The sequence below is a fragment of the Tsukamurella sp. TY48 genome, from assembly GCF_019656655.1.
GTDB classification, from domain to species: domain Bacteria; phylum Actinomycetota; class Actinomycetes; order Mycobacteriales; family Mycobacteriaceae; genus Tsukamurella; species Tsukamurella strandjordii.
This window is the reverse complement of sequence record NZ_BPMV01000002.1, coordinates 659,572-672,659: the sequence shown is the minus strand read 5'-3', so window position 1 is coordinate 672,659 and position 13,088 is coordinate 659,572. Positions and strand designations below refer to the sequence as shown.

Below are 13,088 nucleotides of genomic sequence, written 5' to 3'. Positions count from 1 at the left end.
CGAATTGTCGGGTTGGCGGTCCGTGGAATCGGACGGGGTTGTACGCTTTGCAATGCCAAAAACGATTCCATGATCAAAGGAATGCCAATGACATCGTTCGCACGTCTTGCGGTCGCCTCCGTCGCCGCCGTCGGAGCGGTCGTCACGCTCGTGCCGGCCTCGGCGAATGCGGCCGGCTCGGTCATCTTCCGCGGCACCGTCACCGGCGGTACCTCGATTCGGACCGACGCCCCGAACGCCACCGTGACCTGGGTCGGTGACTACAACGACGCCGGGAGCCTGCTCGTGCGCACCAACTGTGTGATCGCCCGCCACGAGCTGGGCGTGATCGGCATTCCGCCGTCGCCGCTGCCCAAGGAGCGGTGCGAGGGAATCAAGGGCGTCGACCTGTCCGATCGCCTGCTGTTCTGGCAGAACGCCACCACCGGCGCCTCGGGTTCGGCCCGGTCCGAATACGACGGCACCTTCCAGGTGAAGCCGGGCAAGGGCGCGATCACCGTGCAGATCACCGGCATCGTGGGGACCGCGATCGCGAGCTACGCGGGATAGCCACAGACGAAAGGCGGCGCCCCTCGGGTCGAGGGACGCCGCCTTTCGTGTGCGCTACGTGCGGTACGCCGGGGGCACGGGCTTCCCCTCGGCGGCGAGCACGCCGCGCAGCCGCGTCGGGTAGTCGGTGATGATGCCGTCCACGCCGTAGCCGATCTGGCGGCGCATCTCCGCCGCCTCGTTCACGGTCCACGGGATCACCTGCAGGCCGGCGGCGTGCGCCGCGGTCACGAGCTTCGCATCGGAGAGCTCGTAGTCGGGCGACAGCACGTCGAATCCGGCCGCCTTCACGGCGCGCACCACGTCACCGTCGAACTTCTCGTAGCTCACCGGGCCCAGCCAGGCCGAGTTCTTCTTCCAGGTGGTGGCGTCGTAGAGGGCCACCAGCGGCACCGACGGGGCCTGGGCGCGCACCAGCGGCAGCGAGCGCCAGTCGAAGCTCTGCACCGTGATCCGGTCCAGGACACCGGCCGTGCGGGCGGCGCCCAGGATGCGGTCCACGAACTCCTGCGGCTGCGCCGACTTCGACCGGTCCTCGGCCTCGATCTTGGTCTCGATGTTGTAGCGGATCGTGTTGCCCCGGTAGCCCGCCACCAGATCGAAGAGCTGGGGGAGCGTGGCGATGCGGTTGCCCTCGACCACTTTCGCGTCCGGGAACTTCGGCAGCTTCTTATCGCACCGCAGCGTTCGCACCTGGGCGTAGGTGAGATCGTGGATCGTCTTGCCCACGTAGGGGAACTGCGGGTCGCCCGGTGTGGCCGCGGCGGTGTCGCTGCACTTGTCGGCCTGCACCGTGGGGTCGTGCCAGATCAGCGGCACCTTGTCCTTGGTGAGCACGATGTCGAGTTCGAGCGTGCTCACCCCCAGCTCCACGGAACGGGCGAAGCCGTACAGCGATTCCTCGGTGTGCTCGCCCCGGCCGCCGCGATGCGACTGCAGGTCGAAGGAGGACGACGGGGCCGCCTGCACGGGAGCGGCCAGCGCGGCCCCTCCGACGACGACGGTGACGGTGGCGGCCGCAGCGGCGATCCGGCGCAGGGCGGGTGAGCTGATTCGCATGGCGGAACGGTAGCCGCGCCGGGTGAACCGGCGGTGAATGCCGAACGCCCGCGAGGTCGGTGACCCCGCGGGCGTTCGGCGCACCGTCAGTCCTGCTTGTCGTTCGCGTGCGTCACCTTGTTCACCACCGCGTCCTTGAGCGACCACTTCGCCGCCATATCGCCGCCCAGGTGGTCGGAGACGCGCGGCCGGATGATCAGCCAGCTGAGCGAGAGCACGGCCACGAACACCGGCACGCCGATCAGCACCACGATGAAGTTGGTCTTGTCCCAGAACGCGTCGGCGCTCTTCCAGCCCGAGTAGGCCATGCCGACGATCACGAAGAACAGGAAGGCCAGGCCCACGTAACTCATGAACGGGGCCCACGGCGCCCGGAACGAGCTCGACGGGACGAGACCGGCGTCGGACAGCTTCCGGTAGCGGATGTGGCAGATGAAGATCATCGACCACACGCCCACGACGGCGATCGCGGACGCTTCCAGGGCGATGTCGAAGGCCTTGCCGGGGACCAGCGCGTTGAGGACGGCACCGGCCACGTAGAACAGCGAGGTCACCAGGATGCCGGTGGCCGGCACGCCGGACTTGCTCATGTTCATGAACATCTTCGGCGCCTCGCGGCTGGCGGCGAGGCTGCGCAGCATGCGGCCGGTGGTGTACAGGCCCGCGTTGAGCGAGCTCATCGCGGCGATGATCAGTACCGCGTTGATCAAGTCGGCCATCCAGCCGATGCCGAGCCGCTCGAAGACCGTGACGAAGGGCGAGGAGTAGTTGCCCTGGTTGTCCGTGACGCCGTACTGGCTGGTGGGCAGGATGCACACGAGCAGGAAGATCGAGCCGCAGTAGAACACGGCGATACGCAGGATCACCGAGTTCACGGCCTTGGGCACCTCGCGCTGCGGGTTCTGCATCTCGCCGGCGGCGATGCCCACCATTTCGATGGCGGCGTAGGCGAAGACGACGCCCGACATCACGACGATGGGCGCGAGCCAGCCGAAGGTCTCGCTGTGCGGCCAGAAGCCGCCGGGGTTGCTCCACAGGTTGGAGAAGCCGGCCTGGTGTTCGGGTTGAGCGGGGATGCCGAGCGCGGGATCGGCCTCCTTGCCCTTGATGGTCACCTGGCCGATCACCAGCACCAGTCCCACGACGAGGAACATCACGATGGCGCCGACCTTGAGGATCGATGCCCAGAACTCGAATTCACCGAAGGCGCGCGCCGAGAGCAGGTTGATCACCAGCACGATCGCCAGAGCGATGATCACCGTGACCCAGTTCGGGGCGTCTATCCACTTCTTCGTGTACTTGGCCACCGCGGACAGTTCCGCGACGCCCGTCAGTGCCCAGAAGATCCAGTACAGCCAGCCGGCCGCGAACGCCGCGCCCTCGCCGAAGAACTCGCGGGCGTACGAGACGAAGGCACCGGAACTCTGCCGGTACAGCACCATCTCGCCCAGGGCCCGCATCAGGAAGAAGGCGATCACGCCCACGAAGGCGTAGCTGAACAGCAGGGCGGGGCCGGTGCTGTTGAGGCGGGTGGCCGAGCCCAGGAACAGGCCGGTGCCGATGGCGCCACCGATGGCGATCATCTGCACGTGTCGCCGGCCGAGGGTCTGCTTGTAGCCCTCCTGCTCGGCGGCGAACTTATCGACGGGTTTCGTCATGGATGGGTCTTTCTCCTCGACGTGACGGTGCGCGGTGGGTTGTGCGCTGGATGGGAATGTAGACCCCGCAACCGTTCCGCGGACGTGTTACCGCGAGATGACTTTCGGATATCCATCAGCGGCGGCGTGTAAACATAGGGCATGACCGACTTCTCCGACCTCGGGGAGCTCTTCGCATTCCTCTCGCAGCACGCGCCCTTCGACGGGTTGCCGGACGAGGAGCGGGCGCGGCTGGTGGCCGATTCGTCGGTGAGCGAGTACGCCCGCGGTGTGCTGATCCTCGACGGCATGTCGGCGTCGCCGGAGCACGCCTATGTGGTGCTCTCCGGACAGGTGGGGCTGTGGAACCTGCCCAACGTGGCGTCGGTGGACCGCGGCGATGTCGACGAGGTGGTGGGGCCGGGCGGCGTCTTCGGCTACGTGGTGATCCTGGTGGGCGCCAAGGGCGGCCCCCGCGCGGTGGCGCTGACCGACGTGACGCTGCTGCAGCTCCCGGCGTGGGCGGTGGCGGACATGTTCTCCACGCCCGCCGGGGCCGCCTTCCTCGCCACCGAGCTGGCCAAACCGGCTCCGGGGCGGTCGTCGGAGCAGGTCAGCGAGCGCAACGTGGGCGAGATCGTGCTCCGCGACCCCGTCACCTGCCCGCCCACCATCAGCATCCGCGAGGCCGCCACCGCGATGACCGAGGCGAAATCGGGCTACATCGTGGTGCAGAACGGGGCCGGGGAGCCGCTGGGCATCGTCACCGATCACGACCTGCGGGCGCGGGTGATCTCCCAGGCCAGACCCGTGACCGATGCCGTCTCCGCCGTGATGACGGCGCCGCTGCACGGCGTGCCGGCCACCACGCTGTCGAGCGATGTGCTGATCGACATGCTCGACCGCAAACTGCACTACATGGCCGTGCTCGACCCGAAGGGGGTCGTGCAGGGCGTGGTCCAGGACGTCGACTTCCTCACCGTGCCCACCACATCGACCTTCGCGCTGCAGCGCCGGATCGAGCGGGCACCGGCGGAGGAGCTGCCGGACATCGGCCGGACCATCCGCGAGATCTTCCCGGTCCTCACCCGGCAGCACGCCCCGGTGCGGCACGTCTCCGGTGTCGCGGCGGTGGCGATCGAGGCCATGGTGCGCCGCTGTATCGAGCTCGAACTGCCCGTGCACCCGGAGCTGCACGAGGGCGATTTCACCTGGTTGTCCCTGGGCAGCGTCTCCCGGCGCGAGGTGGTGCCCAGCTCGGACGTCGACAGTGCCATCATCCTCACCGATATGCCCGGCGCCACCGAGGCGCAGGTCGAGGAGCGGCGTTCGGCCGCCCTCGCCCTCGCCACCGCGGTGCACGACCGGCTCGAGGAGTGCGGTATCCCGTCGGACACCAACGGGGCGATCGCCGCGAAGCCCAGGTTCTGCCGCACCGAGTCCGAATGGCTCTACGCGGCAGGCGAATGGATCGACGCGCCGCTGTCCAACAACGCCATGATGATGGCCTCGCTGCTGGTGGACGGGCGCCCGGTGTGGGGCGATCTCACCCTGCAGCCGGTGGCCGGCGTGTACCAGCACCTGTCGGAGCATCAGCACGCCTTCATGCTGATGCTCCGGGAGGCGCTCACCGCCAAGGCCAGGATCCGTTCCGTGCGGGATGTGATCTCCTTGCGCGGCGGTACCTTCGACATCAAGGCGCACGCCCTCGTACCCGTGGTGAACATCGCCCGGTGGGCGGCGCTCAGCCGCGGTTCCACCAAGCTGCAGACCCGCAACCGGCTCGCCGCCGGTGCGGATTCGCCCGTGCTGCCGGATGATTCGGCTGAGGTGCTGCGCGACTGCTTCTCCATCCTGGAGCGGATCCGAATGGAGTACCAGGTGGGGCAGATGGCCAAGGGACGCACACCCGGCGATGTGCTGTCGATCCGCCGGATCCCGTCGCTCGACCGCGGCCTGCTGGAACAGTGCGTACGCGAGATCGCCGCGGTGCAGCGCCGGATGGGCAACCTCGCGCAGTACCTCGATACCGGGGAGTGGTGAGCGGGTTGCTCAGCCCAGCACCGACTCCGGGGTCTTGGCCGGGATGTCGAGGGCTGCGCCCACGCTGGCGTTGAGCAGCTCCCCGTCGTGCGTCGAGAGGCCGGCCGCGAGCGCCGGATCGTCGGAGCAGGCGGCGCGCCAGCCCTTGTCGGCGATCTTCAGCACGTAGGGCAGCGTCGCGCCGGTGAGGGCGAAGGTGGAGGTGCGGGGCACGGCGCCGGGCATGTTCGCCACGCAGTAGAACACCGTCTCGCCCACGGTGAAGGTCGGATCGTCGTGCGTGGTGGGGCGCGAGTCGGCGAAGCAGCCGCCCTGGTCGATCGCGATGTCCACCAGGACGGCGCCGGGCCGCATGCGGTGCACCAGCTCGGTGGACACCAGCTTCGGCGCGGCGGCGCCCGGGATCAGGACGGCGCCGATCACCAGATCGGACTCCACCACGGCCTCCTCCAGCGCGAGCGAGGTCGAGTAACTGGTGTGCACGCGGCCGCCGAACTGCGCGTTCACGGCGCGCATCTTGCGCACGTCGAGATCGAAGACCGTCACATCGGCGCCCATGCCGGCCGCGATCTGCGCGGCGTTGATGCCGGACACGCCGCCGCCGAGCACGGTGACCTTCGCGGGCGCGGTGCCGGGGACGCCGCCCATGAGCACGCCGCGGCCGCCCTTGGAGCGCATCAGGTGATAGCTGCCCACCTGCGGCGCGAGCCGGCCGGCCACCTCGGACATCGGGGCCAGCAGCGGGAGCGAGCCATCGGCCAGCTGCACCGTCTCGTAGGCGATCGACGTGGTCTTCGAGCCCAGCAGCGCATCGGTGCAGGGGCGTGACGCCGCGAGGTGCAGGTAGGTGAAGATCGTCTGGTCGGGACGCATCCGCGCGTACTCCGGTTCGATCGGCTCCTTGACCTTGAGCAGCAGATCGGCCTCGCCCCACACGTCGTCGGCCGAGGGCACGATGCGCGCACCCGCCGCCGTGAAGTCGTCGTCGCTGATGGCCGAACCCAGGCCCGCGCCCTGCTGGATCAGGACGTCGTGGCCGTGGCGCGCCAGTTCGGCGACGCCGCCGGGCGTGATCGCCACGCGGTACTCGTTGTTCTTGATCTCGGTGGGGATTCCGACACGCATCGTGTGCTCCTGTTCGGGACGGGATGGGCGAGCTATGGCCTGTGTCACAAGTGTGAAGAAACATCGACAAGTGCACAATCCCTCCGAAGGAGATTCTGTAATCTTCGGCCATGGGAGACGAAGATTCTCAGAACTCCGCGTACCGCCCGCCGCTGCCGAACGATCGTCGTCCGCTTCTCGATGAGGTGGACCGCCGCATCCTGCTGGTGCTGCAGCGCGACGGCCGGGTCTCCAACGCCGCGCTCGCCGAGGAGGTCGGTCTTGCCGCCTCCACCGTGCACACCCGGGTGCGCCGCCTGGTGGAGGCGAACGTGATCCGCGGCTTCTACGCCGATGTCGATCCCGCCGCCGTGGGTCGCCCGCTGCGCGCCATGATCTCCGTGCGCCTGCGCTCCACCGCCCGGCACCGCATCCGCCAGTTCGTGGAATCGGTGATCGACCTGCCACCCGTGATCGACGCCTACTTCCTGGCCGGCGGCGACGATTACGTGCTGCACGTGGCGGCCATCGACACCGACGATCTACGGCACCTCGTCGAACACCTCAGTGCGCGTGAGGAGATCGCCGGCACCAACACCTCGCTGGTCTTCGAACACGTCCGTGGTTCGGCCCCGCTGTGACTCGGGCCGGTTGTCGCAGTTCGGCCGCGGAGCAGCTAGGACTCAGATAGATGGGATCTATGACGCGTAAGGAATAGCAGATTGGGTGCAATGCCCCTGAATCGGCGACCATTTGCGACAAATTTGCGACCTAATCATCCGATCTGTGGTTCTGTTCTTCACGAAGCGGTGTCGGGAACTGCGCATCGCCATCTCTATTGGGACTTCAGTAAAGGTCGTTCGTTATGAGCCCTGATGCATATGCTGTCGTACTCCTCGTGGTGGTCTGCGCCGCCATCGGGAGCGTGATCCTGCGGCGAGGAAACTCTCTCGGACGGAGACGATCCGAGAAACGCGCGCGTGGCCGAACCGCAACCTGGCTCGCAGCGGCGTCTCGGATCGCGTTCGGTGCACTGATGTTCTGTGGAGCACTGTTCGCGGCCGTGAGTGCGCCGGCGCGGGCTGACAGCGGCGCACCGTCCAGTGGCGACTCCACTGCGGCACAGGATTCGACGGACAGCGCGTCGGACAGTGATGATGCGAAGACGAGCGGTTCCGACGCTTCGCCGGAGTCTGCGGACACATCCGGATCGGGGAAGGCCGCAACGGACGGCTCGTCGTCCGGCCAGCCTTCGCAGGCGACTTCGAAGAGTGATGCCGGAGTGGAGGATGCGACCGGCTCGTCCGCCGCATCCTCGGGCACATCATCGGGGGCGACGGGATCGTCGGCCCGCGAGACGACAGCGGACGCCGACGAGAGCACCGCCGGATCGTCGTCCGGCGCCACGTCGAGCGCAGCCGGTACCACCTCGGATTCGGCTCGTGAGATCAGTGGCACGCAGGATCCAGACGGTGGTGCAGCGTCGTCCGATCGGGCGGAGACCACAAGCGGCCGTTCTGATTCCGGCACCGATTCGGCGAGTGGTGAGGCGCGCACGACGACATCTCTCGGCGACGACGCAGCCGAACCGTCCGGGACGGGGGCGCCGTCATCCGGCGCCGGCGCCACGGCCATCACCGAAGTGACCGATGTATCGACCTCCGGATCGGACCCGTCCGTTGGAACCTCGTCCACAGACCTCTCGGGCACGACGCCGGATACCCGCGCCGAGAATCTGGCCCGCCTCGCTGATCTGGTGACTCGGCTGACGTCCTCGCAGGACTCCCCGTCGAGCCCCTGGGCCGACCGTGAGTCCTGGGCCGGCTCGGGAATCGGTACCGGCTCCCGAGGCTCGGCCCGGTCCGATGAGGCGGAGATGGACGGAAGCTTCCAACCGTCGGTGACTGCGAGCGGGACCGAGTGGGGCGTTCCTGCATTGACCTCGCTGACGTCACCGAGCGTCGCTCAGGGTGACGCCGGGAAGACCTTCTTCGGGTTTGACCCGTTCATCGGCGGCGCCTCGAGTCGCCAGTTCGGGCTGGTTGAGGGCTTCCAGAACATCCTCCGCGGTATCGACAACACGATCCAAGCACTGGCGTCGCTCGGCGGACCGGCGCAGGCGGGGAGTGCCGTTGGGGTGGGCGAAGCCCGGACCTCCGACACGGTGGTGATCCACGCCGCGCCGTCGGGACGTGCTGATTCCTATGGGACGCAGGGTGATCCGACGAACCTGGTCGGTGCGCAGGCGAAGGTGCGCGAGACATTGCGCAACAACAGCGACGCGCGGATCGAGGTCGTTCTCGCGGGTGGCGAGTACGCGCTCGACGCTCCCTTGCGCTTCGGCCCTGAGGACTCGGGATCGGAGAAGTCGCCGGTGGTGTGGAAGGCGCAGGCGGGGGAGAAGGCGATCCTTGCCGGCGGCCGTACCCTGGCGCCTCGGTGGGAGAAGGGGGAGAAGCCGGGGCAGTACGTCGCGCAGCTCCAGCCAGGCCTCGATTTCGACCAACTCTCGGTGAACGGGGAGCGCCAGATCCTCGCGCGGTACCCGAACTTGGGTCTGCTGAAGGTCTAGTTGTCACCTGATCTGTAGCGGTCTGCGGACTGTTGCTGGAAGGATGATCGACCATGCCGAAGGCGTATCCAGAGGAGTTCCGTGCTGATGTGGTCCGCGTGGCCAGGTCGGGGCAGGTCTCGCTCAAACAGGTAGCGGAGGATTTCGGGATCGCGGAGTCGTGTTTGCGGCGGTGGCTGCGGCAAGACGATGTCGATGACGGTGTTCGTCCCGGTGTGAGCCGGGACGAGGCGAAGGAGCTGCGGGAAGCGCGGCGGCGGATCCGGCTGTTGGAGCAGGAGAATGAAGTCCTTCGGCGGGCGGCGGCGTATTTGTCGCAGGCGAATCTGAAGCTCGGTTCGTCCCCAAAATGATGTTCCCGCTGGTCCGCGAGCTGGCCGCTGACGGGATTGCCGTCGCGGTGACCTGCCGGGTTCTGAAGTTCTCCCGCCAAGCCTTCTATGCCTGGAGCGCTGTTCCAGTCTGTGACCGTGATGTCGATGATGCGGTGGTGACTAATGCTGCGGTCGATGTCCATCGTGATGATCCGGAGTTCGGGTATCGGTTCATCGCCGACGAACTCGTCGCTGCCGGTCACAGTGTGTCGGAGCGGCGAGTGTGGCGGCTGTGCTCACAAGCTGGTCTGTTCTCCGCGCACAGCCGCCGGCGCGGCAGCGGCAAACGTCCCGGACCGCCGGTCCATGACGACCTGGTAGAACGCGAGTTCTCCGCTGAGGCCCCGAACCGTTTGTGGCTCACTGATATCACAGAGCACCACACCCGCGAGGGGCAAGTTGTATCTGTGCGCGGTCAAAGACGTCTATGCGAATCGGATCGTCGGATACTCGATCGACGAACGGATGAAGACCCGCATCGCGGTCAACGCCATCAACAGCGCCGTGACCCGGCGCGGTGGCCCTGCCGCGGTTGCCGGATGCGTAGTGCACTCGGATCGAGGTAGCCAGTTCCGATCACGCCGGTTCACCGAGCAGCTCAACAGGTTTCAGCTCAGCGGTTCGATGGGCAGGGTCGGCTCCGCCGGGGACAACGCAGCGATGGAATCGTTCTTCTCGCTGCTGCAGAAGAACGTCCTCGACCGCCAGCAGTGGACCACCCGCCAGGAACTGCGGACGGCAATCGTCGTCTGGATCGAACGGACCTACCACCGCCGCCGGCGACAACGCACACTCGGCAAGCTCACACCCATCGAATTTGAGATGATCTACACAGCCGCCAACGCGGCCTAACAATCACTGAGCTGAAGTGACAACGAAACCTTCAGCAGACCCCTTCGATCCGACACCGGGAAAGATTCTCGGTGGCTACGCCGGCGATGCGCTGTCGCCCGAGCGGGTGAAGTCCTGGAAGAACCCGACGACGGGCCTGGTGCGTGCCCAGCATGACAAGGAATGGGGCGGAAACAGCTTCCGGATCACCGGCGTCAACGCCGATGGCAAACCCGAACTGCAGTGGGTAGGCGACAACAATCGTGGGTCCGGTATCAACGCCGAGAGGCGGATGGTGGAGAACATCCAGGAAGAGTTGGATGCGCCCGGTGAATGGTTCTACGACCGCGATACGGGCAAGCTGTACCTGCGCCAAGCCGGCGATCGAGATCCCAACGGCTCCACGATCGGGCTGGGCGAACTGAACAAAGTGATCGTCGCCGAAGGCGACGAGCGAGGAGCGGTGCACGACATCACGTTCAGTGGTATCGAAATCACCAGAACTCACCGCACCCTGTTCAACAGTGAGTACGAGAAGATGCTGCTGTCTGATTGGGGCATCGTGCGGGAGGGGGCTGTGACCCTCAGCAACACGGAGAGGGTCAACGTCGTCGGCTCCACGTTCCGCCAGATCGGCGGCAACGCTGTGATGCTCACCGGAAGGAACATCGGAAACAAGATCGACGACAACGAGTTCCGAGAGATCGGGGCGAGTGCCGTGGTCGTGGCCGGATTGGCCAGTTCCATGAGGTCCCCGTCGTACTTCGACTCCTTCCAGAAGACGCTCGACGTCAGCGAGTCGGGCCCGGCCAGCGACGACTACCCCCGTCAGATCCACGTGGGCCGGAACCTCATCACGGACATCGGCAACTACGAGTTGCAGGTGGCGGGCGTCCAAGTATCGCTCGCTCAGGACGTCACCATCACCCAGAACACGATTCATGACACGCCTCGAGCCGCTATCAACTTCAACGAGGGCTCGTGGGGCGGCCACGTCGTGAGTAAGAACGACATCTGGAACACCGTCCAGGAGACGGGCGACCACGGTCCGATCAACGCCTGGGGGCGCGACCGCTGGTGGCCGTTCACGAACACGAGCGGCGGCGGCTACTCGAAGAACACGCCGAAGCCGTCGGCGGAGCTGCGCGCCGCGGTCCGGGCCGATGTGCTCAAGCCCATCACGATCGAGCAGAACCGGATCTGGCACAACAGCAGTTGGGCGATCGATCTCGACGACGGATCGAGCAGGTACGTGGTCAGGAACAACCTGCTCTTGAACTCCGGGATCAAGCTGCGGGATGGCTTCGAACGCACCGTGGAGAACAACATCCTGGTCGGCGGGCGGATCTTCGAGCAGGTGTCCTTCGAAGACAACGGCGACTCGATCGAGCGGAACATCGTTCTCGGATCCGGGCCGTACAGTCACCACGGAGACATCGCTGCGGATCCCCGTCGCTCCAAGACTGTCTACGATTCCAACCTCTTCTGGAACAACGGATCCGCAGTGAGCCTCCCGGGATCACTGGATTCCTGGAGGGCTAAGGGGGCCGACATCGCGTCGCTCATCGCGGACCCCGAGCTCGTCGCGGGAAATCCGTGGCAGACGGCTGGTCTCCTGGACTTCACCGTGGCTCCCGACTCGCCGGCGATCGGGCTGGGCTTCAGGAACATTCCGATGAACGAGTTCGGCCGCCCCGGCACGACCGGTACCCCGCCGCCGACTCGTCTTCGGGGTTCGAGTAGCACGAACACCGCGGAGACGTCGGTGATCGATTGGCTCGGTGCCAAGCTCACGGGTATCTCGGATGAGGCGGTGTCGAGTGTGGTCGGCCTTCCGGTCGGTCAAGGTCGGCTGGTCAAAGACGTTCCCGCGGGGTCGGCGGCCGCCGAGGGCGGTCTCCAGGCGAATGACGTGATCGTCGGAGTCGGCAGTGTGAAGGTGACCGATCAGGCGAGCTTTACGAAGGCCTGGCAGGCGGTGCAGCCCGGGACCGAGGTCACCTTGAAGGTCTCGCGTCTGCAGAATCCTGTCGAACTGAAGGTCACCAAGTCGTGATCGCTGCCCCCTAACGGGACTCGTACCGCCGCCCCCGGCCGGTGATCCACCGTGGTCATCGGCCGGGGGCGCGCCCTATGCCTAGTGTGATGGGGTGAGCGAGAGCAGGGTCATCCGTGCGGCCGACCGCACCCACTGGCGCGGCGAGGGGTTGTACACCCGGCAGTCGATGCCCTTCACCGGCAACTTCGACCTCGGTGCCAACGCGCACGGCCAGCTCCTGGTGCACAACGACGATCTCGTGGACCCCGGCTCCGGCGTCGACCGGCACTTCCACCGCGACGCCGAGATCGTCACCTGGGTGGTGGCGGGGGAGATCCACCACGACGATTCATCGGGGTCGACGGGGCTCGTGCGCGCCGGGCAGATCCAGGCGATGAGTGCCGGGACCGGCGTCAACCACCGCGAACAGAACCCGCGCGCCACGCGCACCGTGGCCCGCGTGATCCAGATGTGGCTCCCGCCGAACGAACCCGGAGGTGAGCCCGAGTACCGCACCGCCGACGTCGCGCTGGACGGACGCGGCCTGGTCACGGTGGCCTCCGGGATCGCCGGGCACGAGCCGGCGGTCGCCATCGGCAACGATGCCGCGGCCCTGTACGCCGCCCGCCTCGCCCCGGGCGAGGCGGTCACGCTCCCGCCCGCGCCCTTCGGGCACCTGTTCGTGGTGACCGGCATCGTCGAGGCCGACGGTGAGCTGCTCGCCGAGGGTGACGCCCTGCGCACCGTCGACTCCGGAGAGCTGCACGTGCGCGCCACCGCGGACGCGGAGATCCTGTTCTGGGAGATGCGGGCGCAGGCGCGCTCGGCGCTGCGCTGACGGTGATTGCGCCGCGGCCCTGCGCATCGGGTGCTGCTGTAGC

Annotated in this window: 10 protein-coding genes and 1 pseudogene; 7 read left to right on the top strand and 4 right to left on the bottom strand. The window is 67.0% G+C overall.

The features are described from left to right. Positions 1–87 precede the first annotated feature (87 nt). Positions 88–549 (top strand): hypothetical protein, encoded by a 462-nt coding sequence (locus tag TTY48_RS19050; protein WP_220659204.1) that lies wholly within the window; start codon positions 88–90, stop codon positions 547–549. A gap of 54 nt (positions 550–603) precedes the next feature. Here TTY48_RS19050 and TTY48_RS19045 read toward each other — a convergent pair whose 3' ends face one another. Together TTY48_RS19045 and TTY48_RS19040 are read right to left on the bottom strand one after the other, a co-directional pair. Continuing rightward, entirely contained in the window at positions 604–1,608 is a 1,005-nt protein-coding gene (locus tag TTY48_RS19045) for a glycerophosphodiester phosphodiesterase (protein ID WP_220659203.1), read from the bottom strand. 86 nt (positions 1,609–1,694) lie between these two features. Next, entirely contained in the window at positions 1,695–3,266 is a 1,572-nt protein-coding gene (locus tag TTY48_RS19040) for an amino acid permease (RefSeq protein ID WP_220659202.1), read from the bottom strand. Between the two features lie 141 nt (positions 3,267–3,407). Here TTY48_RS19040 and TTY48_RS19035 point away from each other — a divergent pair, with 141 nt between their 5' ends. Further along, complete coding sequence (locus TTY48_RS19035; protein ID WP_220659201.1) at positions 3,408–5,288, top strand: DUF294 nucleotidyltransferase-like domain-containing protein; 1,881 nt, start codon at positions 3,408–3,410, stop codon at positions 5,286–5,288. Positions 5,289–5,297: 9 nt separating this feature from the next. On the opposite strand, the gene ald is transcribed toward TTY48_RS19035, so the two are convergent. Then, positions 5,298–6,413, bottom strand: a complete 1,116-nt coding sequence (gene ald / locus TTY48_RS19030) for an alanine dehydrogenase (protein WP_220659200.1) — start codon at positions 6,411–6,413, stop codon at positions 5,298–5,300. Positions 6,414–6,523: 110 nt separating this feature from the next. On the opposite strand from ald, the gene TTY48_RS19025 reads away from it, so the two are divergent. Then, entirely contained in the window at positions 6,524–7,033 is a 510-nt protein-coding gene (locus TTY48_RS19025) for an Lrp/AsnC family transcriptional regulator (RefSeq protein ID WP_220659199.1), read from the top strand. Positions 7,034–7,238: 205 nt separating this feature from the next. Here TTY48_RS19025 and TTY48_RS19020 read toward each other — a convergent pair whose 3' ends face one another. Continuing rightward, positions 7,239–7,850, bottom strand: a complete 612-nt coding sequence (locus tag TTY48_RS19020) for a hypothetical protein (protein ID WP_220659198.1) — start codon at positions 7,848–7,850, stop codon at positions 7,239–7,241. A 418-nt stretch (positions 7,851–8,268) separates the two neighbouring features. Here TTY48_RS19020 and TTY48_RS19015 point away from each other — a divergent pair, with 418 nt between their 5' ends. The 4 genes and pseudogenes from TTY48_RS19015 (at position 8,269) to TTY48_RS19000 (ending at position 13,045) form a co-directional block, all read left to right on the top strand. Then, positions 8,269–8,964 (top strand): hypothetical protein, encoded by a 696-nt coding sequence (locus TTY48_RS19015; protein WP_220659197.1) that lies wholly within the window; start codon positions 8,269–8,271, stop codon positions 8,962–8,964. Positions 8,965–9,017: 53 nt separating this feature from the next. Beyond that, a pseudogene (locus TTY48_RS19010) lies at positions 9,018–10,190 on the top strand (IS3 family transposase). Positions 10,191–10,206: 16 nt separating this feature from the next. Beyond that, positions 10,207–12,225, top strand: coding sequence for a PDZ domain-containing protein (locus tag TTY48_RS19005; protein WP_220659196.1), 2,019 nt, complete (start codon positions 10,207–10,209; stop codon positions 12,223–12,225). 94 nt (positions 12,226–12,319) lie between these two features. Further along, positions 12,320–13,045, top strand: coding sequence for a pirin family protein (locus tag TTY48_RS19000; RefSeq protein WP_220659195.1), 726 nt, complete (start codon positions 12,320–12,322; stop codon positions 13,043–13,045). Positions 13,046–13,088: the final 43 nt, after the last annotated feature.